Raw genomic sequence first — 25,783 nt, forward strand, 5'->3', positions numbered from 1 at the left:
CTCTGACCTCGGCAAGATCACCAACAGTAACCACCGCCGACGGCCCGACCAGCAAGCACGCATGCCTCTACATACACAAAGGAATTGACAACCTCCGCCGGGAGGGTATCCGCGTGGCGCGCTGCACCGTCGAGCGCCTGATGCGCGCGCTCGGTCTGGCCGGCGCGGTCCGCGGGAAGAAGAAGGTGACCACGGTCGCCGAACCGGGCGCCGAGAAGCCGACGGACCTGGTGAACAGGGACTTCACCGCGACCGCGCCGAACCGGCTGTGGGTCACCGATTTCACCTACGTGGCCACCTGGGCCGGCACCGTCTACGCCGCCTTTGTCGTCGACGTCTTCTCCCGCAAGATCGTCGGATGGCGGGCCGCCGGCCACATGCGCACCGAGCTCGTCCTGGACGCGCTCGAGATGGCGATCTGGTCCCGCGGCCGGGACGGCACGCCTGACCTGGACGGACTGGTGCATCACCGCGATGCCGGCAGTCAATATCTGGCCATCCGCTACACCCAGCGGCTGTCCGAAGCCGGTGCCGCACCAAGCGTCGGCAGTGTCGGGGACGCGCTGGACAATGCGCTGATGGAGTCCACGATCGGTCTGTTCAAGACGGAGACGATCAAGCCCGGTGGCCCGTGGCGGACCCTCGACGACGTTGAACTCGCCACGCTGACCTGGGTCGACTGGTACAACAACCGGCGCCTGCACAGCTCGATCGGCGACCTCCCGCCCACCGAATACGAGACCGTCCACTACCGTTCACCCCAGACCGCACCGGCGGCCTGAGAAACCAGACAACTCCGCCTCCAACAAACCCAGGGCGGTTCATCTACCAGTGTCCCCGCCAGGAGCCAGGGTATCGACGCGGGCAAGAAGATCGTGGGCCGCAAACGCAGCATCATTACCGACACCCTTGGCTTTCTGCCGGCGGTGCTGGTCACCGCGGCCGGCGTCCAGGACTCCACCGCCGGGCAAACCCTCCTGGACCAGGCCGCCGCCAACCATCCCGGCCTACGCAAGGTCTGGGTCGACGGCGGCTACCGCAAACACTTCGTCGAGCACGCCGCCGCCCTCGGCATTGACCTGGAAATCGTCCAACGCGCCGCCGGGACCAGGGGATTCACCCCGATCCCGAAACGGTGGGCAGTGGAGCGGACCTACGGCTGGCTGATGCTGCACCGCCGCCTGGCCCGCGACTACGAAACCCATCCACACCGTTCCGAAGCCATGATCCACCTTGCCATGACCGACCTGATGGCCCGCCGCCTCACCGGCGAGAACACCATCTCGTGGCGAGACCCGACACCGGCATATCAAAGCCGCATTCAGGGATGAAATAACAGAATGAAACGACCTCTCAGGCCTCCAAGCGCCGCCACTTCGGCAGGTAGGACCCAACAATGAACCGAATGACTGAATTGGCGGATTCAGCGAAAGTACAGGAAACGGATCCCTCTCCGCAGTAAAAAGCACGTCACGCAGTCTGCTCCCCGCACCCGCGGGGATGGTCCCGCAGACTTCGGGGGACTTCGTTCACCGGGACCCAGACGTATTCCGTTTTGTCTTGCCAGCGTGCGGATACTGCCCTGCGCACCGGCGGCGGCTCGACTGCTGCCATGACAGTTCGTCATGGCAGCCAGCGCCGTGAGTACCTAGGCGCGACGGGAGGGCACAAGCGTGCTTGAATCGTGCACAACTCGGCAAGGTGGCTTGATCTGATCGCCCGGTTCCCCGTGCCCTGCTTCTTCAGCAGGACTGCCGGGCGCCTGGTCATGCCCGCCTGTGGTCGAGCGGGTGCGTGCGCCACACCGAGTCTGCGGTGCCGCTTCCTGTCACGCGTGAAGGGAACCTAGTGACCGCCACCGTCTCCAACTTCTACTATGGCGCCGTGACCCCCGTGGCCGCCTATCTGATGGCCTGTCTCGGTGCGGCGCTCGGACTGCGCTGCACGACCCGGTCGCTGCGGCGCCCGCACCGCAGAGCTGGCTGGCTGGCGCTGGGCGCCATATCGATCGGCTGCGGCATCTGGACCATGCACTTCATCGCCATGATCGGCTTCAGCATCCAGGGCGCCCTGGTCCACTACGACCCGACAAAAACGCTCCTCAGCCTCGCGGCCGCGATCGCCGTCGTCGCCATCGGCGTGTTCCTCGTCGGTTACCGGGGCGGCTCACCGGTGAACCTGGGCTTGGCGGGCACGGTCACCGGGCTCGGGGTCGCGGCCATGCACTACCTTGGCATGGCCGCCATCCACACCAACGGCGACCTCCACTACGACGTGCAGACCGTGGCGCTGTCGGTCATGATCGCCGTGGCGGCCGCCACGGCGGCACTGTGGGCCGCGGTCTCCATCCACGGCCTGTGGTCCAGCCTGGGAGCGAGTTTGGTCATGGGGATGGCCGTGACCGGCATGCACTACACCGGCATGGCCGCAGTCTCCGTCCACCTCGTCGGCGAAGCCGCATCCTCACAGTCGTCCGCCAGCCTGCTGGCGTTCCTCCTGGTCATGCTAGCCGGCCCGCTCGCCGTCCTCGTGGTCGCCGCCTGGATCGTCATGTTCGACCCCGACATGATGCTCAGCGATGGCGAACGGGACCGGAAAGCGCCCGTGCCGTACGGCACCGGCACCGACTTCCCGACATACCGGTAGTTCGTTAAATCCGGCGGTAGAGGGCAATGCCGTGTCCGGTGGTGACCGCATCGATCAGGGCCTGGGGCTCGGAGGGTGGGTCTGTGTCCGCCCAGGCCCGCCACCACCGGTTGAGGGTGACGGCGGGGGTGAGCCAGGAACGGATGGCGCGTAAGGCCCTGGGCCAGCAAGGCAGTTGGGGCTGGTGGGGTGCGGTTGGTCCCCCTCTCTGCACGGGTCCGGCGCGGTGGCATCCAGGGCTCCCGGTGGGGCGAACCACCGGTCCCAGCAGAAGGAGAAGGCGCAGTTGACCAGCATCTGGCGGCGGATGGCACGGTCGGAGCGGACTTGGAAATCGGCCCAGCCGAGTTCGTCCTTGATCTGCTTGTAGCTCTGCTCGATCCACGGCCGCAGGCCGTAGAGGCGGACGATCTCGGTCAGGTCGGCCGGCGGGTGCGGGCTGGTGGCGGCGGGGGGTGCGTCGGGATGGTGAGGTGCCCCCGGCGGTGTGGACACTCTGACAATAAATCTTGTGGATCCGAGGAAGGGTGTCCTGGTCGGACGTAGGTCTCCGTATCCGGAGGAGTTCAGGAACGATGCGGTGGCGTTGTACCGCGCGGCGGGTGGGAAGCGCACGTATGCGGCGGTCGCGGCGGACGTCGGGGTGACCGGCGAGACGATGCGCAGCTGGGTGCGCCAGGCCGACGAATATGCTGGCCGCGATCACAGCTGCGGCGCGCAGAACGTGGAGAGCGGGGACGAGGAATTGGCCCAGCTCCGAGCGGAGAACAGCCGGCTGCGCAAGGCCGAGAAGGAGTGGGAGCTCGAGCGGGAGATCTTGCGCCGGGCGGCGGCCTATTTCGCAAAGGAGATGAAGTGAAGACCCGCCGCTGGGACTTCGTCTCCGCCCACGCCAAGGCCTTTGGTGTTCCGCGGATATGCCGGGTCCTGCAGGTCTCGCGCTCCGGCTACTACCGGTGGCTGGCCGGCGCGAGGGCCCGCGCCGCCCGGCAGGCCGCCGAGGACGCGCTTGTCGCGGAGATCCGCGAGGTCCACACCGCGCACAGGGGAACGTACGGGGTCCGCCGCGTCCACGCCGAGCTGCGGGGCTTCGGGCACACCATCAACCGCAAGCGCGTCAAGCGCCTGATGCGCCGGCACGGTATCGAGGGCCGGCACCTACGGCGCCGCAAGCGCACCACGGTCTCTGACCGGCTTGCACCACCGGCTCCAGATCTGGTCCAACGCAACTTCTCCGCCAGGCAGTTGAATGAGAAGTGGTGCGGCGACATCACATATGTGCAGGTCGGTGGGACGTGGCTGTATCTCGCCTGCGTCATCGACATCTGTTCACGCCGAGTGCTCGGCTGGTCGATGGCCACGCACATGCGCACGGAACTGGTCATCGACGCCCTGGAGATGGCCGCGGCGGCCACGTGGACGGGGTGATCTTCCATGCGGACAGGGGCTCGCAGTACACATCGGCCGCGTTCGCGCAGGTCTGCGACGGTTTCGGGATCCGCAGAAGCATGGGCCGGGTCGGCTCGAGTTACGACAACGCCCTCGCCGAGTCGTTCTGGCAGGGGCTCAAGAGGGAGACGATGCACCAGAGGCTGTTCTCCACGATGCATCAGGCGAGGCTGGATCTCTTCCAATGGCTCACCTACTACAACGCCCGCAGGCGTCACAGCGCTCTCGACTACCTCTCGCCAGTAGAATTCGAACAGCGACAGCAGAGAGCGCGTAAACTCACACTCGCAGCATGAACCCCCGTGTCCACACTCCGGGGGACGCCTCATGGTGGTCAATCATCTTCGTTTGGTTCCTGATTGAGTAGGCGTTCCACTTCGTCGCGAGAGCGTTCGACTATCTCTTGCACGCAGCGTGCGGCGTCGGCGGCCTGCCCCACCGCGATGGCGCGTGCGGCGGCGACATGCCGCTCTAGGGAGTCGGCGTCGATGGTGTCGGGCATCAGATGGAGCTCGCCACGCGCGATGAGTAGTTCTTCGGTCACCTCCGCTAGTTGGACGAACATCGCGTTTCCTGACGTGTTCAGAAGGGTACGGTGGAAGGCGGCATCTGCAGCGATGAAGCGTTTCATATTGTTGTCTTGGGCTGCCTCGGCCATGGCGGTGGCGTGCCCGAGCAGTTGCGTTTTCAGCGCCTCCTCACCCCGGATGGCGGCGAGGTGGGCGGCTTGCGGTTCGACTGCCGCACGGAGTTCGGCGAGCTCACTAAGCTGCGGCCGTCGTTGCGTGGTGGCCAGCCGCCACCGAATGACCTGCGGGTCGTAGAGGTTCCACTGAGTGAGAGGCCGGACGGTGATGCCGATCCGTGGCCGGCTGTGCACGACGCGCTTGGACTCCAGAACTCGGACGGCCTCGCGCGCCACAGTGCGTGAGACTCCGTAGTGCGTCTGGATGTCCTCCAGGCGCAGTACGCGTCCCGCGCGTTGTTCGTCTGCGGCCAACGATTCGCCGATCCGGTCGACGACCTGTCCGTGAAGCCCCTGCAGTTCCACCGTTCTCCTGTCTTAGCCCTTACGTGCCCGCGCGGTCAGCGCGCGTGGGCGAGCTGCCTCAGCAGTGCCGTGACACGCTCTCCGGCGGCAGCGGTGCCGCCGGAGGCGAGGGAGGAGCCCATGCCGCAGGCCACCGCCCCGGCGCTGATCCACTCCGGTGCATTGTCGATTGTCACACCTCCCGTCGGGACAATCGGTGCCTGAGGCAGGGCGGCGCGTACATCGGCGAGCCAGCGAGGCTGGAAGGCAGAGGCCGGAAACAGCTTCAGTGCATCGGCGCCGTCTTCCAGCGCTCTGACAATCTCGGTGGGGGTAGATACGCCTGGCAGGACAGGCACGCCGTAGCGGTGCCCGGCCCGGATCACCTCGGTGTGGAGGCTGGGGCTGACCAGAAAACCGGCCCCCGCTTCGATGGCCGCTTTAGCTGCGGCCCCATCCAGGACGGTGCCGGCCCCGATCAGGGAGCCAGGGTTGGTCATGGCAAGCTGTGTGATCGCGCTGAGCGCTTTGGGCGTGGTCAGAGCCACCTCCACGGTGTGCAGTCCGGCATCGAGCATGGCCTGGGCCGCGGTCACAGCCGATTCTGCTGTGGAGCTGCGGATGATACCGAAGGCCCTCTGAGCGGTGACGGCCTGGAGGATGTCCCAGCGGTACATGTCCTGCCTTTCGGTGGGAGAGCGGAAGCGGGGTCAGCGCGCGACCGTGTCGCGGCCTTGGGTGTATGCGGCGAGCGCGCGGTCGAGGACAGCACGGCTGGGCAGCCCGTCGGTGTCGGTCACGCACTGGATCGTGAGCGCAGCCACTGCGCTGGCCTCCTCCAGCGCCTGCTCCGGCGGGGCCTTGCGCAGCAGAGCGGATAGGAAGCCCGCGGCGAAGGCGTCACCGGCGCCCACGGGATCGGTGATCGGGACTTGAAGCGGTGGGTGGGGGCCCCACACCCCTGCCGCGGTGAAGTAGGAGGCCGATTTGTCGCGGTGCTTGACCACAACGGCGCCTACCCCACCGGCCAGCAGTTCGTCGACCAACCGTTGATAGCCGCCGCCGCTGCCGTCGGCGAACAGATCCAGTTCGTCCTCTCCGGCAAGCACTAGATCGGCGCGACGCATCAGCGGGCCGGCGATCCGCCGCCAGTGCTCTGCTGCCGCCAGTTTCAGGCGTACGTTCGGGTCGAATGAGACCTGGGCGCCGACATCCCAGGCCAACTCCACCAGGCGTTCCGTGGCTGCTAGTGCAGTGTCCGACAGCATCGCCGTGATACCGGTGACGTGTACGAACTGCGCGCCGGCCACCATGTCCGGCGTCAGGGACTCGGGTGCAAGTCGGCAAGCTGCAGACCCGGCCCGGTAGTACTGGACGTCAAGGGGATGGCAGGCGTGACTGTCGCGCAGCAACAGTCCTGTGGGCGTGTGGACGTCAGTCGTGACGTAAGAGACATCGACGCCTTCACCGCGGATCTGCGCCAATACAGCGCGTCCGGCCGAGTCGGCGCCCAAGCGGCTGAGCCAGCGTGCACGGTGACCCAGGCGGGCCAGCGCGATGGCTACGTTCGACTCCGCCCCAGCAACCGATCGACGGAAGGCGACGGCGCGCTCCAGGGGGACACCGGGTTGGGCGACCAGCAGCAGCATTGCCTCGCCACACAGAACGACCTCAGGAGGCGCGGCAGTGCGGGAAATACTCACCGGCAGCTCGCTGTCCGGCATGGCTACTCCTTACGCGTGATGGCAGGGCCGGGGTGAGTGGGGTCAAAACGCCTGGCGAGGTGGTGCGGCGCTGGTCGAGCCGACAAGGAAATCCAGATCGGCGCCGGTGTCCGCCTGAGTCACGTGCTCCGTATATAGATGCATCCAACCGCGGCTGACAGGGGCCTGTGGTGGCGTCCACTCCCGCCGCCGCCGCGCCAGCTCCCCGTCATCGATCAAGATTTCAAGCCTGCGACCGGGTACATCGAGACGTATCAGGTCGCCAGTCCGTACCAGTGCCAGTGGCCCGCCGACTGCTGCTTCCGGGGCCACGTGCAAAACACACGTGCCGAAAGCAGTGCCCGACATGCGGGCGTCAGAGATGCGGACCATGTCGCGCACCTCGGCATCCAGGAGCTTTTTCGGCATCGGGAGGTTGCCGATCTCCGGCATACCGGGATAGCCCCGGGGGCCGGCGTTGCGTACGATCAGGACGGTATCGGCCGTGACGTCTAGAGCGGGGTCTTCCACCACGGCGAAGTAGTCCTCCACGGAATCGAAGACCAGCGCCGCGCCAGTGTGGCTGAGCAGGCGTGGATCGGCTGCGGACTGTTTGATCACTGCTCCGGATGGGGCGAGATTGCCGCGCAGGACAGCCGTTCCCCTGTCCCGAGGCAATACCGGATTGTCTAGCGGCCGGATAACCTGCGGATCGTGGATCTGGGCACCCACACAGTTCTCCAGCAGCCCGTGGCCCGTCACGGTTATTGCACTATCGTCTAGGTGGTCCCGGATTTGGTGAATCAGTGCGGGAAGGCCACCGGCGTAGGCAAATTCCTCCATCAAAAACCGGCCGGAGGGCATCAGATCGACCAGCAGAGGAAGCTCGGCACCGAGCCGGTCGAAGTCGTCCAAGGAGAGCGCGACACCCAAACGTCCGGCCAGCGCGAGGAGGTGCAGCACCGCATTGGTAGATCCTCCGATGGCCGCGTTGACCCGGACCGCGTTTTCGAAGGCGGCACGTGTCATGACACGCTGCGGAGTCAGTGCAGAGGCGGCCAGCGCTACAGCCCGCATGCCAGTTTCCTCAGCCAGTGTGGCGCGCCTAGCATCTACGGCTGGCAGTCCGGAAGCACCGGGAAGCATCATGCCCAGTGCTTCGGCCAGGCAGGCCATCGTCGAGGCAGTGCCCATGGTCATGCAGTGGCCGGCGGAACGGTTCAGCGCGCTTTCGAACTCGCTGAATTCCTCCTTAGTGATGGTGCCAGCACGCAGCTCCTCCGTCATCCGCCAGATGTCGGTGCCTGATCCAACGGCCTGTCCGCGGAAACGACCATTCAGCATGGGGCCACCGGTCAACACGATCGCCGGAACTCCGGCACTGGCTGCGCCCATGAGGGCGGCTGGCGTCGTCTTGTCGCATCCGGTGAGCAGGACGACGGCGTCGAGGGGGTTGGCACGAATCTGCTCCTCGATCTCCATGGCAGCCAGATTGCGGTACAGCATCGAGGTAGGACGCAGGAGCGGCTCGCCCAGGGACATGGAGGGAAACTCCAGGGGGAAGCCCCCGGCCTGAAGCACACCCCGCTTGACGGCCTCCGCGATCAACCTCAGATGCCCATTGCAAGGCGTGAGCTCCGAGAAGCTGTTGCAAATACCAATGACTGGTCGGCCGTCGAAGTTGTGGCTGCCGCGCCCCATGGCCCGCAGGTGGTGGCGGGCGATGAAGCCGTTCTTGCCACCGTCCCCGAACCAGCTCCGGCTGCGCAGCGGCACCCGATGGGCTTCCGAGTCAACAGGCTGGTGACCCTGCGCTGTGCGGGCAGGCGGCTTGGGGGCAGCGTTATCCGTCATGGCGGTGCAGCTCCTGGACAGTGCGGATGGGACGTCGTGCGCTTCTGAGACCTATGCAGGCCGTGACTAACTCGTTGCCGCACGACCTCTTCAATGGTCATATCAAATCACGTTACTGTCTGCGCTTGTCCAGAGGAGCCGCCGGGTCTCGCCCCCTGCGGTGGGCCTACCGCCGCAAGGACCCGTACGTGCCAGAAAGAGAGCGCACCATGGAAGCCAGCACTATGAGAGCGGTGACGTGGCGGTTGATGCCGTTCCTCGTCCTGCTCTACCTTGTTGCCTACATCGACCGGTCCAACGTGGGCTTCGCCAAACTCACGCTGCAGGGCCACCTCGGCCTGTCCAACGCCGCCTTCACCCTGGGCCAGGTCGCCTTCTTCATCGCCTATGCCTGCTGCGAGATCCCGAGCAACATCCTTCTGGAGAAGTTCGGTGCGCGTCGCTGGTTCACCCGCATCATGATCGGATGGGGTGGCGTGACCATGCTCACCGCCCTGGTGAGCAACTCCTGGCAGTTCTATCTGGCCCGGCTGCTCCTGGGCGTCGCCGAGGCCGGCTTCTATCCGGGCGTCCTGTACTACCTCACCAAGTGGTACCCGTACCGCCACCGTGCCCGCATCGTGGGCTATTTCATGATGGCCCAGCCGCTCGCCTTCCTGATCGGCAACCCCGTCATGGGTGCTCTGGACGGGCTGGACACCTTCGGTCTCTCCGGGTGGCAGTGGATCTTCATCGGCACCGGCATTCCAGCGCTCCTGCTCGGCTTTGTCACCATCAGGTGCCTGCCTGATGGGCCGGATCGAGTTCGCTGGCTGGACGAGGAACAGCGCGGATGGATCGCTAGCGAACTCGCGACAGAGGATGCCAGGAACACATCGCATCCGAGCCCGTTGCGGGCTCTGCGGGACCGGCGCGTAGTCTGCCTGGCGCTGTTCTTCTTGTGCTTCCCGCTCGGCGCTTACGGCCTGAGCTTCTGGCTGCCCACGATTGTGAGCGACTTCGGAGGGCTGACCGGAACCCAGATCGGCCTCGTCACTGCGATCCCGTATCTCTTTGTCGCGCTGGGCCTGTACGTGGTGCCCAAGGTCGCAGATCGGCGCGGAGACCGGTACCCCTGGATAGCCGGCACTGCAGCGCTTGGCGCTCTCGGCCTGGCGGCCAGCACGGTCTTCACCGACCCGGTCCTGCGCATGGCCGCGATCAGCCTCGCGGCACTGGGCATCTACGCAGGACAGCCGGTTCTGTGGTCCCTTCCCTCCCGATTCCTGACCGGCGTCGAGGCGGCCTCCGGCATCGCACTGATCAACGCGGTCGGCAACCTGGGCGGTGGCTTCGGTCCGCTGGGCATCGGAGCCATCGCCGACCGCACGGGCTCCCCCGTGACCGGGTTGTGGTTCCTGGTTGCCGCCATGGCCGTAGCCGCCGCTACGACGTACGGCGTCAAGCGTGTGCTGGAGCGCGGCCAGGATCAATCTCTGAAGACATCACGCGGAGCTGCAGTCGCCGAGTGATCAGCTTGAGCCCAGACGTTGCCAACCGCGAGAAGGTCTCACTCACAGCCTGGACGCTGACTCCCGCTGTACCGACCACTGGTTCTGAGCCGCACACCGGCTAGCGGCGCCCGGCAGTGACAGAGCTGGCCGCCGACGCTGAGCGCCGACGGCCAGCTGATCAAGAGAGACAACAGCAAGCAGAGCCGAACAGGTCGGCGTTCCGCCTAGAAGACTCATGAAGATCTTGGGTTCTGACGACGGCGATCGACGGAACCGCAGGCGCGCCGTTCCGCAGCAGCGGTGAGCCTTCTGGGCTGGCCTCCTGCTCGCGTTTGACTCGCGAGCGATGGACGCCGCCACGCGGGGATGCGTGGTGCCGTTCACGAGTTCCGTTTCCGACAGCGGTTGCGCAGTACTTCGGGAGGTGCAGTCATCAGGTCGGTTCACCTCCGCTCGCGCGGAGAGGACGTAGGTCTGGGGCCCGTTCATGCCGCCATCCCCGGCTCACCTCCGCTCGCGCGGCAAAGACCCTTCCTGGCCTGCACCGTTAGCCTCCCTGTTTCGCTTCGGGTGGCTGCGCTGGGTGGATCCCGGTGCGACTGGCGATTTTGGCCACTTGCGGGTCCTGCTCCGGGGCTGCGGGGTACAGGGTAGGGGTGGCCGTGACCCAGGAGTCGGCCTCCTCGCGCTGCAGCGCGGTGACGTGGTCACCGGCCTCGTCCGCGCTCTTCTTCAGCTGACCGATCATCCGCTTGATCTCACGCTCGGGCAGACGGCCGGCCAGGCGCCGCAGATCGCTGAGCAGATCCCGCATCCGACGGTGCGCGGCCGCGGCCGGATCCGGCCGTGAGGAGGCCGCCGCCGCGGCGCGCGGACGGTCTGGGGTGCGGATGCGGGAGAACTTCGGCCCGCGGACGGGGGGCGCCTGGTCCCGGTGCGCCCAGCCCGCGTTTCGCTTCTGGTCCTCGAGGAACGTGCCGGCCGCGCGGATGGCTTCGTCCTCGTCCTTCGACCGGTCATGGCCCACCACGGTCTCGACCCGGACCAGCAACGAGCGCACCTGCACCGAGCTGCGCTCGGCAACGGCCTGCCGCAGTTGCTGCACCAGGTCTGCACGCAGCTCGCGCTGCCGCTCGAGGAAGACGTGCGCGTCGGACAGCGCAGCGGCCAACTCCCCCTCTGCCTGCGGCGGGTCGGCGTCGAACTCCTGGCACAGAGCGGCCGAGCACCGTCAGCAGCGGTACGCCCCAGGTCGCCCACGTGCGCAGTCGCGGCCCGAACAGCAGGTGAATGTTCTGCTTGGCTGCCAAATCATGAGCATCTGCTGTCACGTTGCGTTGAGCGCGGTGGTCGGGTCCAGGCGGGAGGCGCGGATGGCAGGGTAGAGGCCGGCCAGGGCTCCGATGAGGAGTGTGGCACCGAGCGCGCTGGCCAGGCTCCAGGGCGGGACGACAGCCGTCCAGCCCTGGGCGAGTGCGAAGCCGTACGTCGCTGCCGTGCCCAGTACCGCGCCCGCCAGGCCGCCGAGGGCGGACAGGAGCAGGGATTCGGTGAGGAATTGGAGCCGGATGGCGTTGCGGGTGGCGCCGAGCGCGCGGCGCAGGCCGATTTCCTGGCGGCGTTCGAGCACCGAGATGACCATGGTGTTGGCGACGCCGACGCCTCCGACGAGGAGGGCCACTGCGCCGAGCCCGAGCATGAGGGTGGTGAGGCCCTTGTCGGTGGCGGCCTTCGCGGCGAGGGCGTCCGAGGGGCGGGAGACCCTGACCCCCGCCGGGCTGCCGGGGTTGACGGTACGGGCCAGGACGGCGCGCACGTCCTCGACGGAGGCGTCGGTGGAGCGCTCGAAGATGGTGGTGGGGTGGCCGTCGAAGCCGAAGTGGCGTTCGGCGGCGGGGAATCCGACGAGGGCGACCCGGTCCAGGTTGGGAACCAGCTCGATCGGCCTGAGGATACCGACGACCACGAAGTACTCGCTGTTCATCATGATCTTCTCGCCGGGCTCGGTGATGCCCAGCCGCTCGGCGGCGACCGAGCCAAGGACCGTGACCGGCAGGCGTTCACTCGCCGTGTTCAGCCAAACCCCTTTCTCCACCTCGGCGCCCAGGGCGGTCAGCAGGTCGGGGCGGGCGGCCTGGGTGGTGACGCCCGCCGTCCGTTCCTCGGGCACGACATCGCTGCGGCGGATCCGTGCGTCGACTTCGGCGGTGGCCGTCGCGTGCTGGACGGGGCCGATGCGCTGGACCATGGCGACGGCGGTCTTGGGCAGTTTGACCTCCTGCCCGAGGGAGTCCTTTCCCGCCTCGGCGGTCAGCAGGTTTGTTCCCAGCCGGTCGAGTTGGTTCATCAGATCGGCACGGCTGGAGGTCGACAGGCCGACGACCGCGACCATGGTGGCGATGCCGATGGCAATGCCGAGCGCGGATAGGACGACCCGGACATGGCGGGCGCGCAGTCCGACCGCGCCGACGCGCACGATGTCGCGGGGGCTGAGGCGAGCCGGTCGCAGCGAGGCCGAGGTCATGTGATCACCTCGGGGCGGGCAGAAGGCGCTGGGGGAGAAGGTGCGAGAGCTGGCGTCCCGGAGTCGGAGACCACCTTGCCGTCGCGGAAGCGGACCCGGCGGGGCAGCGAGTGGGCGATCTCGTTGTCATGGGTGATGACGCAGATGGTCGTGCCGGCCGCGTTCAGCTCGTGCAGCAACTCCATCACCACCTCGCCGGACGCGGTGTCCAGGGCGCCGGTCGGCTCGTCGGCGAGCAGCAGGTCCGGAGTGCCCACGAGCGCTCTGGCGATGGCGACGCGCTGCTTCTCGCCGCCGGAGAGCTGGGCGGGCCGGTGGCCGAGGCGGTGGCCGAGGCGGACCCGCTCGAGTGCCGTACGGGCTCGGGCGTTTCGCTCCTTGCGACCGATGCCCGAGTACAGCAGGCCGTCGGAGACGTTGTCGACCGCGTCCCGGCCGGGGGCGAGACGGAAGTGCTGGAAGACGAAGCCGATGTGCCGGGCGCGCAGCGCGGACAGCCGGGCATCGGACAGGGTGCGCACATCGTGCCCGGCGACCCGGACCGTGCCGGTGGTGGGTCGGTCCAGGGTGCCGATGATGTTCAGCATGGTCGACTTGCCGGAGCCGGACGGTCCGACGATGGCGAGGAGTTCGCCCTGGGCGACGGTCAGGTCGACGCCGGAAAGGGCGTGCACCCGGCCGGGGTACGTCTTCGAGACGCCTCGCAGTTCGATCACGGGCGGGGAAGCCGTCGTCATTGACTGGCCACCCCCACCTTCATTCCCGCGCGCAGCTCCGGACCACTGACCTCGATCTTTCCGTCGGCGGTCATACCGGTGTCGATGCGCACCATCTTGGTGGTGGTGCCCTGGACGAGTTGGAGTCCGTAGCCGCCGCTCTCGCCGCGCAGCGCCACGACCGCTTCGACGGGGACGGCGAGTACGCCCTTGCGGCTCTCGCTGACGAACTTCACGCTCACGGTCGCCTTCGTGTTCTCGCCCGCAGCCGCCGACCTGCTTGAGTCCAAAGTGACCTCAACGGTGATGCGATTGTCGGCGTCTGAGGCCGGGGCGCTCTGGGACGCCGGTTTCTCGGGTTGTACCGTGCCGGTGACCTTGCCCGGTTCGGTTTTCCCGCTCGGCAGGTTCACCTCGACCTTGGTGCCTTTCTCCGTCAATGCCACATCGGACTGATCCAGGGAGGCCAGTACCACCGGCTTGGTCGAGGCGGCGGTGAGGACCGGCTTGTCAGGGCCGACCTGATCGGCGAGGGCCGCGTCCGCCGTGATGACCTTGACCTTGTCCGGCTGGAAGACCACGTCGCCCTTGCCGACCTTGCCGGTCGGCTCGCGGTTGAGGGACTTCTGCCACTTCTTGACGGCGGCCTCGGTCGCCTGGTCGTACCGGGAGTCGACGTACAGGCCCTCGTCGTACCCCAAGTCCATGAGATTGAGCTTCAGTTGGAGTACATCGGTCCCGCGGTCGCCGATCTTCATGTCGCGGAACATCGGCACCTGCCCGTACAACAACGTGACGGGCTTGTCGTTCAGCTCGTACAGCCGCTGGCCCTGCGCTACGATCTCGCCTTCCTTGGCCGCGACCGTGATCGTGCCGTCGACGGCCGACTTGACCGTGCGCCGCCCGGCGTAGTCGAGCCTCCCGTCGACCGTCTTGCTCACCTGTAGATCGGTGCGGACAATGTCGGCGGTGGCGGGCGGCAGGGCCACGTTCTCGTCGCGCGCGTCCGCGCCATCGAGGCCGCCGAACGCCATGGTCCCGGCGATGGTCGCCGCTGCGGCGACCGTGACGCCGGCGAGGAGGAGTGACCGGCGCCTCATCACTGCATACCGTCGAGGCCGTCGAGCAGCTTGTCCTTGCAGGCCTCCCTCGCCTGCTTGTACGCCGGGGAGTTGGTGTCGAAGGACGGATTCGCCGGGTTGGGGTCACCTCCGGGCAGGACGTTGCCGCCGGACATGGTCGGGTTCTTGAACTTTGAAATTCCCTTGTCCCGCATACACTTGGCGTGCGCAAGCATCGACTCGTAGACCTTCTGCGAATCCCGCTTGGGCTCCAGATTCATCGCCTTGGACATCTCGTGACCGCATGCCCCGTCCTTGCCGCCCTTGGGCGCGTCGGGGTACCTGTCGGTGAGCTGGTCGATCTTGCCCCAGTCCAGGTAGCCACTCAGCTTGGGGTCGGGGAACTCCTTGATGCCGCCCTTGCTGCGCATGCACTGCACGTATTTCAGCTGGGCGTCGTAGAAGGCGCTCTTGTTGCCGGCCGCGGGCTGCTCGCCACCCGTGGACTGCTTCCGAGGGGCCGAGGCCGCCGGGTCGTCCGGGACCGAGGCGACGCCCTCGTCGTTGACGCCGCTGCCGTCGCCGCCGCCGCAGGCGACTGCCAGGGCGAGGACGGGGACCACGATCAGCGCGGCGCTCCACTGCCGGGAGGCGGAGCGCGGACGGGAGGCGGGGGAAGTGGTGCGCAGGTTCATGGAAACCAACGTCCCAGCGGGACATGATGAATCTTCCACGGCCACTCGATGAGCGTGTAATGCCACATGATGAACATGTAACGGGTGCCGAAGGCCTTCGAACCACCGCCTCAACGGCCCCGATTCGAAAGGAAATCGCTCATACAATCGACTGCATGTCACACGTGCTGCTCATCGAGGATGACGCCTCCGTACGCGACGGGATAGAACTCGTGCTGCGTCGGCACGGGTACGAGGTCGACGTGGCGGCCACCGGTGAGGAAGCCCTCGCTCTCCTGGACGGGCCCGCCGGGAAGGCCGTCGAACTGGCCGTGCTCGACCTGATGCTGCCCGGCATGGACGGCTTCCAGGTGTGCCGCCGCATCCGAGCCCGCTCCACCCTGCCCGTCATCATGCTCACCGCGCGCGGCGACGACTCCGACATCGTCAACGGCCTGGAAGCGGGCGCCGACGACTACGTCGTCAAACCCGTCACCGCCGCCGTCCTGGAAGCCCGGATCAGAGCGGCGCTGCGGCGTGCCGAACCGGGGCCCCGCGGGGCGCGGGACGAATACGCGGGACTCGTCATCGACCGCTCGGCTCTGACCGTGATCAAACACGGAACACCGGTTACACTGCCGCCCACAGAGCTGCGGCTCCTGCTGCAACTCTCCACCTCCCCCGGCCGGGTCCTCAGCCGCGAACAGCTGCTCCAGACGGTCTGGGAGCACGACTTCCTCGGCGACTCCCGGATTGTGGACGCTGCCGTGGCCCGGCTGCGCGCCAAGATCGAGGACGTTGCTTCCCGACCCCGCTACGTCCAGACCGTGCGCGGATTCGGCTACCGCTTCGGGCCGTTGTGAGGCCTCCCGTGTCCTGGCCCTGGTGGCGCGGCGGACTGCGAACCCGACTGGTCGCCACCTTCGTCCTTGTGGCGCTGATCGGCGCCATGAGCGCAACGGCGCTCGCCTACCGCGAGGCACGGACAGCCGTGCTGAAACTTGCCCAGGATTCCTTCCAGAAGAAGATCCACGACCGGATCGGTGCCGTTGCCCCCGACTTCGACCTGCCACCGACCGAGCGGAGTCTCACTGACTTCGCGGAACGCGTCTCCGCGGGGCTCGACGGGGCCCTCGTCGTCGCCCGCTACAGGGATCTGGAGGCTACCTCCGGCGGGGCCGCCGGCCGGGCCCGGATCACCCCGGAGATGCGGGAGGCGGTCCGTACCAGGAGCACGATGAGCTTCCAGCGGGTCGAGTACCAGGGCACCCCTTATCTGGTCGTGGGCACCCCCGTCACCTTCGCCGACAGCGGCAGGGCCTCGGGGCTTGAGGTCTTCGCGGTCACCTCGCTCCGTCCCGAGCAGGACGACACGGCGGCTCTGCTGTCCGCGGTACGTGGCGGGATCGTCCCGGTGGTGCTGCTCTCCTCCGTCCTCGCACTGCTCGCCGCCCGCACCGTATTGCGTCCGGTACGCAACCTCGGACGGGCCACCCGCAAGCTCGCCGAGGGGGACCTGTCGATCCGGGTCACGGTGAAGGGACGCGACGAACTCGCCAACTTGGCCCGGGACTTCAACAACACGGCCGCCGAACTGCAGTCCTCCGTGGCGGAACTGCGGGACCAGGAGGCGCGGGCGAAGCGCTTCGTCGCCGATGTCTCCCACGAACTGCGCACCCCCCTCGCCGCGATGACCATGGTGGCGACCGTCCTCGACGAGGAAGCGGAGAAACTACCGACGGACGCGGTGCACGCCGCCCGCACCGTCAGCGCGGAGACCGCAAAGCTGTCCCGGCTCGTGGACGACCTGATGGAGATGTCCCGCTTCGACTCCAACGCGGCCCGCCTGAACCTGGCCGAGACCGACCTCGGCGAGGCGATCCACACGGCGCTGGCGCTGCGAGGCTGGTCAGACGCGGTCGACGTACAACTGAGCAAATTGCCAAAGGTGTTGGTGGACCGCCGACGTATTGACGTGGTGATCGCCAATCTGGTCGGCAACGCACTGCGGCACGGGCAACCACCGGTGACGGTGGTGCTCGCGGCGGACAGGGACAGTGTGTCGATCGAGGTCGCGGACCGGGGCCCCGGGCTGCCCCTGGAGGCGCTCGCGCATGTCTTCGACCGCTTCTACAAGGCGGATTCGGCCCGTACGCGCTCGGAGGGCAGCGGCCTCGGGACCGCCATCGCGCTGGAGAACGCCCGCCTGCACGGAGGCACGGTCGAGGCCGCCAACAGGCCGGGCGGCGGGGCCGTCTTCACGCTGCGGCTCCCCCTGCAACGCGCCGGAGGACATGACGAATGAGCCGAATGGGCAACCGGCCGGCTTCCCGGACGACAAGCGAGCGTACGAGACGGAGCACCGCTGGTGCGCTGGCGGCACTGGCCCTGACGCTGGCCGGATGCGGAGTGCAACCCACCGGGGTGATCGGGGCGGGCGATCCTGCCACCGGCCTCACCAAGGGACTGCGGATCTACTTCGTCTCCAGCGCGGGACGCCTCGAAGGGGTCTCGCGGCCCGGCGTGAAGATCGACGAGCTCGGCGATGTACTGAAGTTCCTGCTAGCGGGGCCCACCGAGGCCGAGCAGAACCGCGGCCTCACCAGCCTCATCAGCGGCATCTCGTTCGACGTCACCGCCGACGGGGCGCGGGTGACGGCGAGTTCCCCGCAGGCCACGGCAGCCGACAGTCGGCGCGATGACCTCCTCAACGGGCAGCTGGTGTGCACCCTCGCCCGTGCGCAGTCCGTGCTGCACCCGGAGATCCCTCCGGACGATGTGCAGGTGACTTTGAACGGGGCCGGAAGGCCCACGGGCCCCTACCGCTGCTCGCAGTTCCTCAAAGGGTAGGTCGGCCGGGCCCTACCTGCCGGGGTGGCGCTGATGCACGTCCGCGATCCATAACCGCTCGACCGCCTCGGCCGGTGCCCGGTCCGGCTCCAGGGCCAGCAGCGGGCCGAGCCGTTGGATCACCCTGCATACGGTCGCGGGCGAGATCCCGAACGGCAGAGCGAGACCGGTCGGCCCTCTGGGGTGGCTACAAGGAGTCCGGCAACGGCCGCGAATCCGGTCCCGAGGGCATGACGGAGTACCTGGAGACCAAGGTCGTCCGCGGTGGCTGAGCCCCCCGATCACCGGTGCCGCGGTCCCGGGCCCCACCGCCACGGACCGCCGCCTGCCCAGGCAGGGGCGGACGGCTCTTCCTATGGAGAACTTTCCCTGGATGGCCGTCCGCGCCCGGCAGAGCATGAAGAAGCCCCACACACGAGTCTCTCGGGACAGAGCGTTCCACTTCCCATCAGGAGTCAGCATGACCACGTGGTTCATCACCGGCGCAGCCCGCGGATTCGGCCTGGAGATCGCCCGCCGGGCACTGGAACGCGGAGACGACGTCGTGGCAACCGCCCGCAACCCCGAGACGGTCGAGAAGACGTTGCCGCAGTACGGGGACCAGCTGCTCGCCCTCGCCCTGGACGTCACCGACGAGTCGCAGGCCCGCGCCGCTGCCGCGGCGGCGGTGAAGCGGTTCGGGACGATTGACATCCTGGTCAACAACGCCGGACGCGGCCTGCTGGGCGCCATCGAGGAGTCGTCGGACACCGCGGTCCGCGCGGTCTACGACACGAACGTCTTCGGCCTCCTCAACGTCACCCGTGCGGTACTGCCGACGATGCGCCGCCAGGGCTCGGGCCGCGTTCTCAACCTCAGCTCACTGGGAGGCTTCACCAGCTCCGCGGGCTTCGGTATCTACTGCTCCACCAAGTTCGCCGTCGAGGGGATCTCCGAGGCGATGCGCCAGGAACTGGCTCCGCTGGGCATCCATGTCACGATCGTCGAGCCCGGCTACTTCCGCACCGACTTCCTCGACGCCAGCAGCCTGCACACCGAGGCCAAGGTCATCACCGACTACGCGCGGACCGCCGGCGCCGTGCGCGAAGCGGTCCCCGGCCTCAACCACGCCCAGCCCGGAGACCCCGCCAAGGGCGCCGCAGCCATCCTCACGCTGGCCGACGCGGACACCCCGCCGCTGCGCGCCCAGCTCGGCAGCGACTGCGCGGCCGAGCTGGACCGGAAGATCGCACAGCTCCGCGAGGAGGCCGCGACCTGGAGGCACCTGGCCCTGTCCACCGACCACGACGACGCGGTGGCCACGGTCTGATCCTCCGGCCCGCCTGGTCCGGAGCACACACTGCCCCGGCGCTTCCGCGATGGGCACCCGCCAGGCCCTCCGCGAAGACCGACGGGAAGGCCTCAGCCGAACCGGGCCCGGGCCCGCCCGTAAGCTCGAAGATGAAGAAGGGCTCTCATCATGACGGAACTGGGCGAGTACCTGCGTGCCTGCCGTGCCCGGCTCACCGCCGAACAGGTCGGCATGCCGAGCTCCGGCCACCGCCGGGTACCGGGACTGCGACGCGAGGAGCTCGCCGCACTGGCGGGTGTCAGCGTGGACTACATCGTCCGCCTCGAACAAGGCAGGGCGAAGTCCGCCTCCACCGAGGTCCTCACCGCGCTCGCCAGTGCCCTGAACCTGCGCCCCGACGAGGAGGAGTACTTGCTGCGGTGCGCGGCGGACACGGGCTCTTCCGCATCGAGAGCGCGCTCGGCGGTGCCCCGCAGAGAGCGTATGGCCCCCGCCACCCAGCTGCTGCTGGACAGCATGACGGGGGTTCCCGCCCTCGTGCTGGGCCGACGGATGGACGTCCTCGCGTGGAACAGTCTGGGCGCCGCTTTGATCACCGACTTCGGCAAGCTGGCGCCCGAGCGGCGCAACCACATACGGCTGGCCTTCCTCGACCCCGATGTCCGCGGAATGTACGCGCAGTGGGAAAAGGTCGCAAAGGAATGCGTCGCCTACCTCAGAATGGACGCCGGCCGCTATCCGGACGATCCCGAACTCGCCCGCCTCGTCGGAGAACTGTCCATGAAGGACGCCGACTTCCGCCGCTGGTGGTCCGACTACCACGTCCGCGCCCAGCGCTACGGCCGCAAGGAGTTCATCCATCCCACCGCCGGAGAACTCAGCCTCGACTTCCAGGTACTGGATGCGCGCGGCGCGGCGGATCAGACTCTGATCGCCTACACGGCCGAACCGCACTCCCGCTCGGCCCAGGCCCTGACGTTCCTGGCGGGCTGGGCCACCACCGAGCGGCCCGCCCCCCAGACATGACCCCTTGCCCCAGGTAGCGCGGCCGATCATCCGGACCTGGTGCGCCGGTATCCGTCGGACATGACGGACGCGGAGTGGGCGGCCATCCGGCCGTTTTTTACCGGTTCCGGCCTGGCTTGCGGGCAGGGGCGGGCAGCCCGAAGCCTATTGCCACCGCCAGATGCTGGACGCGAACCGTTACCTGGCCGCGGGCGGGATCTCCTGGCGGGCCATGCCCGCGGACTTCCCGGCCTGGGGCCGGGTCTACGCCTTTTTCCGCCGGTGGCGCGAGCACGGGCTGATCTCCGAGTTCCACGACCGGCTGTGCGGGAGGGTCCGTGAACGCGAGGGCCGTGAGGCCGAACCCACGGAAGGGGTCATCGACGCGCAGCCGGTGCGGGCCGCCGCGACGGGGCCGGCCGCCTCACGCGGCTACGACGGCGGGAAGAAGGTGCCTGGGCGTAAGCGGCACATCGTCACCGACTGCCTCGGCCTGCTCCTCGTCGTCGCGGTCACCGCCGCGAACATCGGTGACCGGGACGCCGCGGCGGGCCTGCTGGGGCGGGCCTGCTGGGGCGGGCCTGCTGGGGCGGGCCTGCTGGGGCGGGCCTGCTGGGGCGGCTGCGCCGCCCGCACCGCGACATCATCCTCGTCTGGGCCGACGGCGGCTACACCGGCGGCCTCGTCGACTGGTGCCGGGACAAACTCGCTCCGACCCTGCAGATCGTCAAGCGCACCGACGACATGACCCGGGTGCGTGGTGCTCCCCAGATGTTGGATGGCAGGGCGCACGTTCGCCTTGCTGATGAACTCCCACCGCCTGGACCGGGATTACGAAACTCTCCCTGCTTCCAGCGAGGCGATGATCCGGTGGTCGATGGTCACGCGGATGAGCCGGCGTCTGGCGCGGCCACCAGCCGCCGATCGGCACTGAATGCAGATCTTCGTCCTCGTAGTAGGTGTGGAACCAGGTCGTCATGCCGCCATCCTGACCCACGACCTTGACCTAACGCATAGGGGCATCCCCCACGACCACGACATCACACGACCCTACTGAGCCAGCTCGGGGTGTGGCGCACAAGCACCGTTGCAGCACTTCCTGCAAGGACGGCCGGTTCGCGCCATCTCGACGCAGTCAGGGCGCGTCGTCAGGGCGCCGGGTGCCCGTGGTATTGACGGCGCGTCATACCCCAGCGTCGGTGGTCAGGCGGCGGCGCAAGGCCAGGGCCGCGGCGCCGATGAGCGCCGTCGCGAAGAGCGCGAGGACGACGAGGTCCTTCAGGATCGCGGTCAGGTCGCCGTTCCTGGACAGGAGCGTAGTCCAGGCGTCGACGGCCCAGGCATGTGGCACGGCGTGGCCCGCAGTGCGCAACCAGTCGGGTACGAGGGCCAGGGGCCACATGCAACCGCCGAGCATGCCGAGCCCGATGCCGAGCGCCGGACCGACCGCGTGCACCTGTTCCGGCGTCCGGAACAGGGCGCCGGCGAGCACACCTGCCCCGGTGCCGACCAGTGCCCAGACGGTGACGAGGACACCGGCGGCGAGCGGATCGCCCCAGCCGACGTCGAAGGCCAGCGCCCCGATGCCTACGATCAGCAGGGACTGCAGCAGGGCCAGCAGCAGGTAGGCGATCGTCTCGCCGAACACCAGGGTGCGGGTGGAGACCGGCGCCGCGAGTGCACGGGCGTAAACCCCGGTTCTGCGTGTCTGCACGATGGCCGCACCGCCCGCGACGGCGTTGATGAACACGAACAGCACCAGCATGGTCGGGGTGCTGTAGCTGTAGCCCAGCGGCAGGTAGCCGCTGTGGCCGTTGACCGTCTCGGTGTGTACGGAGATGGGCGAGGCGGCCCGTTCGGCGCGCCGGGCGACCGCCAGGCTGCTGTCGAACGTTCCGCCCGCTCGGTCGGCGGCGAAGAGGGCGGCCTGCAGGTGTGCCGCATGGTCGGCGACGACGGCCGACACCGAGGACACGGCCGCATGCCCGGAATTGCCGGAGGGCTCCACCAACACGCGGACCGTGACGGAATGCCCGGACCGGATGTTCTTGTCGAGGCCTGTCGGCACCACCACGACCGCGTCCAGTTCGGCGCGGCGCAGAGCGGCGCGCGCGTCGGCCGCGGCGTCGTACGTACGGGTGCGCAGACCGGACGCACCCTGCAGATCCGTCACCAACTCGCGTGCCAAGGGACCCGCTTGGGCGTCCGTGACGAGCCCCACCCGGAACTGGTCGAAGCCGTTGACCGTGGCCCCGATGACAACGATGATCGCGACGGGCAGCAGCACCATGAAGAACAGCGCCGTCCGGTCGCGCAGCACACCGGTGAGTGTGGCCCGGGTCAGGGCGAACGCGGTCATGTCGTCCTCCTCAGCCGCAGGAGCAGGGCAGTCACCGCCGCCACAGCCGCGGAGAAGGCGGCGATGCCGAGCAACGGAGCGCCGAAGGCGTCCCAGCCCCGCACCCCGGTGCCCAGGTCGGTGAATCCACGCAGGGCCCAGCCGTTGGGTGTGAACAGAGCGAGGCGGCGGATCAGCGGCGTGGTACCGGACGCGAACACGAAGTTGCCTCCGAGCAGGACGAGCGCGAACACCACGATCGACGCGAGCCCCTCGGCCTGGCGCTCGGTCCGGGCCAGCGCGATGACCAGGGCCGTCAGACACACCACGGCCACCGCCATGCCGGTGCCGAGGGCGACGACCCCGAGTGGATCCGCCCAGCGGGCACCGAAGGCGAGCCAGGAGACGACCGTGACCGTGGCGAGGCCGGCCAGGCTGTAGACGAACGTCGACAGTGATTTGCCCAGCAGCAGCGCACCCCGCCCGACCGGTGCAGCCGCGATCCGGTCCAGGGTGCCCTGCTGCTGTTCGATGAAGTAGCCGCGCGCTCCGAACCCGACGGTGAACAGCACGAAGAACATGCCCATGCTGGGCCCGAAGTAGCTGATGACCTTCAACTGGTCGTCGCCGAGCCCTTGGGCCCGGACCTGCTCGGGCAGCTGCAACAGGGCCGCTTGCGCGGCGAGTTCCGGTATGTTCCGGCGCGGAACTCCCGTGGCGACGGCCGTGGCGACGGACAGCCGGTCGGCGTTGACCTGGGCGACGTACGACTGGGCGACAGCGCGCGCGAGCTGCGCCTGGAGCATGTAGTCGACGCTGTCGAGGACGGTGACCGGCGCGGTGCTGCCACCGCGCAGAGCCGCCGTGAAGCCCTTGGGCACGACGATCGCGGCGTGCACGTGGGCCGCGTCCACCGCCCGCCGGGCCACGGCCTCGTCGGGGTAGGTCCGCACCTGGACGGTGTCCTTGAGCTCGGGACTCTTCAGTACCTGGGTGAGACCGGCGGCGGCCGGGCCCCGGTCCAGGTCCACGAGGCCGATGTCGGCGCGGAACTCGCTGTTGTTGTTGAACGCCAGGGCCATCAGGGCGGAGATCAGCACGGGTGCCAGGAACACGAGCACCCAGGCCGACCGGTCGCGCACGCGTTGCCTCAAGTCCTTGGCCGCGATGGTCAGTACGACGCGCATGACGGGCTCACTCCCTCAGCGCGGTGCCGGTCAGGTGCAGGAAGACCGCTTCCAGGTCGGGTTCGTCGATCTGGACGCTGCGGACGTCGACGCCCTGCGCGCGGGCGAGGCCGAGCAGGTCGGGCAGCAGACTGCGGGCGTCCTTGACGACCACTTCGACCATGTCCCCGCGTTCACCGGTACGGGCCGCGTTCTCGACCCGGGTGAGCCTGCGGCAGGCCGCCGAGAAGGCGGTCAGATCGCCGGCGGCCGTCAGCCGCACCCGGTCGTGCTCGGCCACCAGGGCCACCAGCTCCCGGGGCGTGCCTTCGGCGACGAGGCGGCCGCGGTCGATGATGCCCACGCGGTTGCACAGCCTTTCGGCCTCCTCCATGTAGTGGGTGGTGTAGAGGATGGCCATGCCTGCTTCGCCGAACCGGGTGACGCTTTCGAGGATCGCGTGCCGGCTCTGCGGATCGACCCCGACCGTCGGCTCGTCCAGTATCAGCAGTGTCGGTGAATGAACCAGTCCGGCACCGATGTTGAGGCGACGCCGCATGCCGCCGGAGAGCGAGTCGACGCGGTCGCCGGCCCGGCCGCGCAGGTCTATGAGGTCCAGCACTTCGTCCACCCGGTGTTCCAGGCGGCGGCGCGGCAGCCGGTAGAGCCGTCCGAAGAAGCGGAGGTTCTCGCGGACACTGAGGTCGGGGTAGAGCGCCACGTCCTGCGGGACGAAGCCGATGAGCCCTTTGGCCGGTCCCGCGGCCGTGGTCACCGGCCGTCCGGCCACGTACACGTGCCCCGCGTCGGCTCGCAGCAGCCCGCAGATCATTCTGATCGTGGTGGTCTTCCCGGCGCCGTTCGGCCCCAGCAGGCCGTACGTCTCACCGGGCGCGATGCTCAGGCTGACGTCGTCGACGGCGGTGCGGTCGCCGAATCGCCGGACCAGGTGTGTGCAGTCGAGTACCACCCGCCCGATGCCCGGCTGCCCCGCCGAATCGCTCATGACATCACCTCGACCGTCGTCGCCAGGGTCTTCACCCTGAGCCTCGTACTGCCTCCGTGCCCGTAACAGGGACCGCCCGGTCCCGGCGCACGGCCAACCGGCCCAGTGCGTCGTCCGGATCCGGCGCGCATGGCGGCTCACGGGGCGAGTGAGAAGCAGTTCTCTTCTTCCTGGGCGAAGTGCAGGCGCAGCACGGTGTGGAGCCCGCAGGGGCAGGCGAGCGGGTCGCCCACATGGCCCGCCCCGTGACGCAGCTGCCGACGGGCCCCTGGGCCTACGAGATGAAGGTCGACGGCCACCGGACCGTGCTGTGGCGGACCGCGGACGGTGTTCCGGCTGCAGTCCCGTACCGGCCGCGATGTCACCGCGCTCTGGATGGACCTGGCCGTGGCCGCCATGAGCCTGCCGCCCGGCGTGATCCTGGACGGCGAGCCAGTGGTGTACGTCGCCGACGACGAAGGAACCACGCGGATCAGCTTCGAGGCGGCGCAGTCCCGCGCGCTCGCCAGGCCGCGCCGGGCCCGAAAGCTCGGCCGACCGGCACCCCTCGACGTAACGTCGGCGGCGCTGCACCGCTGCTTCGCGGGCCCCGGCAAGCGGGCGCGGTCCACGGTGCGCAAGAGGGCCCGACCGGCGAACTGTTGCCATCGTCGCAGCGTCTCTCACCTTCGGCGGAGCCTTGATCGGACCATGGGCGCGCAGGCGCTGCAACAGCAACTGGTTTCGCTGTTCCGGTATTGGCCGTACTCGGGATCACCAATCGTCAGCGCAATCGCTGACTTCTTCTTGACAGCGCCACGCGGACTCGCCGCCGATCGTGCCCATGGACCCATAAACGCGCAGGCACTGAGATGGTCCCGCTGGCGCCGTCGTCACCAGGCGACTGCCAGACGCTGCCACTACAAGCGACGTACCGCCGGTCACAAACTCCGCCCACATGACGGGCCATCAGCTCGCCACATTCGGAAACAGGCTCC

Annotated in this window: 21 protein-coding genes and 5 pseudogenes; 13 read left to right on the forward strand and 13 right to left on the reverse strand. The window is 68.3% G+C overall.

Annotation, left to right across the window (positions count from 1 at the left end; genetic code table 11):
* Window positions 1-92: 92 nt before the first annotated feature.
* The 4 genes and pseudogenes from ACH4UM_RS40045 to ACH4UM_RS40060 form a co-directional block, all read left to right on the forward strand.
* Window positions 93-782, forward strand: a pseudogene (locus tag ACH4UM_RS40045) (IS3 family transposase); the annotation flags it as partial.
* A gap of 39 nt (window positions 783-821) precedes the next feature.
* Window positions 822-1,331: pseudogene (locus ACH4UM_RS40050) on the forward strand (transposase); the annotation flags it as partial.
* Window positions 1,332-1,848: 517 nt separating this feature from the next.
* Window positions 1,849-2,646, forward strand: coding sequence for an MHYT domain-containing protein (locus ACH4UM_RS40055; RefSeq protein WP_398191068.1), 798 nt, complete (start codon window positions 1,849-1,851; stop codon window positions 2,644-2,646).
* Between the two features lie 532 nt (window positions 2,647-3,178).
* A pseudogene (locus tag ACH4UM_RS40060) lies at window positions 3,179-4,391 on the forward strand (IS3 family transposase).
* A 38-nt stretch (window positions 4,392-4,429) separates the two neighbouring features.
* On the opposite strand, the gene ACH4UM_RS40065 reads toward ACH4UM_RS40060, so the two are convergent.
* From ACH4UM_RS40065 to ACH4UM_RS40080, 4 genes are read right to left on the reverse strand one after another with little or no spacing between them, the layout of a single operon-like run.
* On the reverse strand, window positions 4,430-5,146 hold the full coding sequence (locus tag ACH4UM_RS40065) for a FadR/GntR family transcriptional regulator (protein ID WP_398191071.1): 717 nt from the start codon (window positions 5,144-5,146) through the stop codon (window positions 4,430-4,432).
* A 35-nt stretch (window positions 5,147-5,181) separates the two neighbouring features.
* Window positions 5,182-5,802: a bifunctional 4-hydroxy-2-oxoglutarate aldolase/2-dehydro-3-deoxy-phosphogluconate aldolase gene (locus ACH4UM_RS40070; RefSeq protein ID WP_398191074.1), complete on the reverse strand. Its 621-nt coding sequence runs from the start codon at window positions 5,800-5,802 to the stop codon at window positions 5,182-5,184.
* A gap of 33 nt (window positions 5,803-5,835) precedes the next feature.
* Entirely contained in the window at window positions 5,836-6,849 is a 1,014-nt protein-coding gene (locus ACH4UM_RS40075) for a sugar kinase (RefSeq protein ID WP_398191077.1), read from the reverse strand.
* A gap of 42 nt (window positions 6,850-6,891) precedes the next feature.
* The gene (locus ACH4UM_RS40080) at window positions 6,892-8,682 is read right to left on the reverse strand and encodes an IlvD/Edd family dehydratase (RefSeq protein ID WP_398191079.1); all 1,791 of its coding nucleotides are present in this window, start codon (window positions 8,680-8,682) and stop codon (window positions 6,892-6,894) included.
* 188 nt (window positions 8,683-8,870) lie between these two features.
* Here ACH4UM_RS40080 and ACH4UM_RS40085 point away from each other — a divergent pair, with 188 nt between their 5' ends.
* Complete coding sequence (locus ACH4UM_RS40085) at window positions 8,871-10,193, forward strand: MFS transporter (protein ID WP_398191082.1); 1,323 nt, start codon at window positions 8,871-8,873, stop codon at window positions 10,191-10,193.
* 529 nt (window positions 10,194-10,722) lie between these two features.
* On the opposite strand, the gene ACH4UM_RS40090 is transcribed toward ACH4UM_RS40085, so the two are convergent.
* The 5 genes from ACH4UM_RS40090 to ACH4UM_RS40110 all read right to left on the reverse strand — a co-directional run bounded on the left by ACH4UM_RS40090 (window position 10,723) and on the right by ACH4UM_RS40110 (window position 15,171).
* Entirely contained in the window at window positions 10,723-11,346 is a 624-nt protein-coding gene (locus tag ACH4UM_RS40090; protein ID WP_398191085.1) for a hypothetical protein, read from the reverse strand.
* Window positions 11,347-11,502: 156 nt separating this feature from the next.
* Window positions 11,503-12,699 carry an ABC transporter permease gene (locus tag ACH4UM_RS40095; protein WP_398191088.1) on the reverse strand — a complete coding sequence of 399 codons (1,197 nt, stop codon included), beginning with the start codon at window positions 12,697-12,699 and terminating at the stop codon, window positions 11,503-11,505.
* Window positions 12,696-13,436 carry an ABC transporter ATP-binding protein gene (locus ACH4UM_RS40100; RefSeq protein ID WP_398191091.1) on the reverse strand — a complete coding sequence of 247 codons (741 nt, stop codon included), beginning with the start codon at window positions 13,434-13,436 and terminating at the stop codon, window positions 12,696-12,698. The genes ACH4UM_RS40095 and ACH4UM_RS40100 overlap by 4 nt, the downstream gene beginning before the upstream one ends.
* Complete coding sequence (locus ACH4UM_RS40105; RefSeq protein ID WP_398191093.1) at window positions 13,433-14,515, reverse strand: peptidoglycan-binding protein; 1,083 nt, start codon at window positions 14,513-14,515, stop codon at window positions 13,433-13,435. Before ACH4UM_RS40105 ends, ACH4UM_RS40100 begins: the two co-directional genes overlap by 4 nt.
* Entirely contained in the window at window positions 14,515-15,171 is a 657-nt protein-coding gene (locus ACH4UM_RS40110; RefSeq protein WP_398191095.1) for a hypothetical protein, read from the reverse strand. Before ACH4UM_RS40110 ends, ACH4UM_RS40105 begins: the two co-directional genes overlap by 1 nt.
* A 155-nt stretch (window positions 15,172-15,326) precedes the next feature.
* On the opposite strand from ACH4UM_RS40110, the gene ACH4UM_RS40115 reads away from it, so the two are divergent.
* The 3 genes from ACH4UM_RS40115 (at window position 15,327) to ACH4UM_RS40125 (ending at window position 18,000) form a co-directional block, all read left to right on the forward strand.
* Window positions 15,327-16,013 (forward strand): response regulator, encoded by a 687-nt coding sequence (locus ACH4UM_RS40115; protein WP_398191097.1) that lies wholly within the window; start codon window positions 15,327-15,329, stop codon window positions 16,011-16,013.
* 8 nt (window positions 16,014-16,021) lie between these two features.
* A complete protein-coding gene (locus ACH4UM_RS40120) occupies window positions 16,022-17,455 on the forward strand; it encodes an ATP-binding protein (RefSeq protein ID WP_398191100.1) in 1,434 nt (477 codons plus the stop codon).
* A gap of 104 nt (window positions 17,456-17,559) precedes the next feature.
* Complete coding sequence (locus ACH4UM_RS40125; RefSeq protein WP_398191103.1) at window positions 17,560-18,000, forward strand: hypothetical protein; 441 nt, start codon at window positions 17,560-17,562, stop codon at window positions 17,998-18,000.
* Between the two features lie 39 nt (window positions 18,001-18,039).
* On the opposite strand, the pseudogene ACH4UM_RS40130 reads toward ACH4UM_RS40125, so the two are convergent.
* Window positions 18,040-18,165 (reverse strand): annotated as a pseudogene (locus ACH4UM_RS40130) (IS5/IS1182 family transposase); the annotation flags it as partial.
* On the opposite strand from ACH4UM_RS40130, the gene ACH4UM_RS40135 reads away from it, so the two are divergent.
* The 5 genes and pseudogenes from ACH4UM_RS40135 (at window position 18,129) to ACH4UM_RS40155 (ending at window position 21,044) form a co-directional block, all read left to right on the forward strand.
* Window positions 18,129-18,272 carry an aldehyde dehydrogenase family protein gene (locus ACH4UM_RS40135; RefSeq protein ID WP_398191141.1) on the forward strand — a complete coding sequence of 48 codons (144 nt, stop codon included), beginning with the start codon at window positions 18,129-18,131 and terminating at the stop codon, window positions 18,270-18,272. The pseudogene ACH4UM_RS40130 and the gene ACH4UM_RS40135 overlap by 37 nt on opposite strands.
* 188 nt (window positions 18,273-18,460) lie before the next feature.
* Window positions 18,461-19,309, forward strand: coding sequence for an oxidoreductase (locus tag ACH4UM_RS40140; protein WP_398191105.1), 849 nt, complete (start codon window positions 18,461-18,463; stop codon window positions 19,307-19,309).
* Between the two features lie 150 nt (window positions 19,310-19,459).
* Window positions 19,460-20,317, forward strand: coding sequence for a helix-turn-helix domain-containing protein (locus ACH4UM_RS40145; RefSeq protein WP_398191108.1), 858 nt, complete (start codon window positions 19,460-19,462; stop codon window positions 20,315-20,317).
* Window positions 20,318-20,474: 157 nt separating this feature from the next.
* Window positions 20,475-20,552: pseudogene (locus ACH4UM_RS40150) on the forward strand (hypothetical protein); the annotation flags it as partial.
* A complete protein-coding gene (locus tag ACH4UM_RS40155) occupies window positions 20,529-21,044 on the forward strand; it encodes a transposase (protein ID WP_398191144.1) in 516 nt (171 codons plus the stop codon). The pseudogene ACH4UM_RS40150 and the gene ACH4UM_RS40155, both read left to right, overlap by 24 nt.
* 435 nt (window positions 21,045-21,479) lie before the next feature.
* Here ACH4UM_RS40155 and ACH4UM_RS40160 read toward each other — a convergent pair whose 3' ends face one another.
* From ACH4UM_RS40160 to ACH4UM_RS40170, 3 genes are read right to left on the reverse strand one after another with little or no spacing between them, the layout of a single operon-like run.
* Entirely contained in the window at window positions 21,480-22,655 is a 1,176-nt protein-coding gene (locus ACH4UM_RS40160; RefSeq protein ID WP_398191111.1) for an ABC transporter permease, read from the reverse strand.
* Window positions 22,652-23,821 carry an ABC transporter permease gene (locus ACH4UM_RS40165; protein WP_398191114.1) on the reverse strand — a complete coding sequence of 390 codons (1,170 nt, stop codon included), beginning with the start codon at window positions 23,819-23,821 and terminating at the stop codon, window positions 22,652-22,654. The genes ACH4UM_RS40160 and ACH4UM_RS40165 overlap by 4 nt, the downstream gene beginning before the upstream one ends.
* A gap of 7 nt (window positions 23,822-23,828) precedes the next feature.
* Complete coding sequence (locus tag ACH4UM_RS40170; protein WP_398191117.1) at window positions 23,829-24,806, reverse strand: ABC transporter ATP-binding protein; 978 nt, start codon at window positions 24,804-24,806, stop codon at window positions 23,829-23,831.
* Window positions 24,807-25,783: the final 977 nt, after the last annotated feature.

This window comes from Streptomyces sp. NPDC020801, from assembly GCF_044334385.1.
Classification (GTDB): domain Bacteria; phylum Actinomycetota; class Actinomycetes; order Streptomycetales; family Streptomycetaceae; genus Streptomyces.

Bases quoted from the DNA above. Each gene is read 5' to 3' on its own strand.
- ACH4UM_RS40070 (WP_398191074.1), bottom strand. From the start codon at position 5,802: ATGTACCGCTGGGACATCCTCCAGGCCGTCACCGCTCAGAGGGCCTTC.
- ACH4UM_RS40075 (WP_398191077.1), bottom strand. From the start codon at position 6,849: ATGCCGGACAGCGAGCTGCCGGTGAGTATTTCCCGCACTGCCGCGCCT.
- ACH4UM_RS40080 (WP_398191079.1), bottom strand. From the start codon at position 8,682: ATGACGGATAACGCTGCCCCCAAGCCGCCTGCCCGCACAGCGCAGGGT.
- ACH4UM_RS40095 (WP_398191088.1), bottom strand. From the start codon at position 12,699: ATGACCTCGGCCTCGCTGCGACCGGCTCGCCTCAGCCCCCGCGACATC.
- ACH4UM_RS40100 (WP_398191091.1), bottom strand. From the start codon at position 13,436: ATGACGACGGCTTCCCCGCCCGTGATCGAACTGCGAGGCGTCTCGAAG.
- ACH4UM_RS40105 (WP_398191093.1), bottom strand. From the start codon at position 14,515: ATGAGGCGCCGGTCACTCCTCCTCGCCGGCGTCACGGTCGCCGCAGCG.
- ACH4UM_RS40110 (WP_398191095.1), bottom strand. From the start codon at position 15,171: ATGAACCTGCGCACCACTTCCCCCGCCTCCCGTCCGCGCTCCGCCTCC.
- ACH4UM_RS40115 (WP_398191097.1), top strand. From the start codon at position 15,327: ATGTCACACGTGCTGCTCATCGAGGATGACGCCTCCGTACGCGACGGG.
- ACH4UM_RS40140 (WP_398191105.1), top strand. From the start codon at position 18,461: ATGACCACGTGGTTCATCACCGGCGCAGCCCGCGGATTCGGCCTGGAG.
- ACH4UM_RS40145 (WP_398191108.1), top strand. From the start codon at position 19,460: ATGACGGAACTGGGCGAGTACCTGCGTGCCTGCCGTGCCCGGCTCACC.
- ACH4UM_RS40155 (WP_398191144.1), top strand. From the start codon at position 20,529: ATGCCCGCGGACTTCCCGGCCTGGGGCCGGGTCTACGCCTTTTTCCGC.
- ACH4UM_RS40160 (WP_398191111.1), bottom strand. From the start codon at position 22,655: ATGACCGCGTTCGCCCTGACCCGGGCCACACTCACCGGTGTGCTGCGC.
- ACH4UM_RS40165 (WP_398191114.1), bottom strand. From the start codon at position 23,821: ATGCGCGTCGTACTGACCATCGCGGCCAAGGACTTGAGGCAACGCGTG.
- ACH4UM_RS40170 (WP_398191117.1), bottom strand. From the start codon at position 24,806: ATGAGCGATTCGGCGGGGCAGCCGGGCATCGGGCGGGTGGTACTCGAC.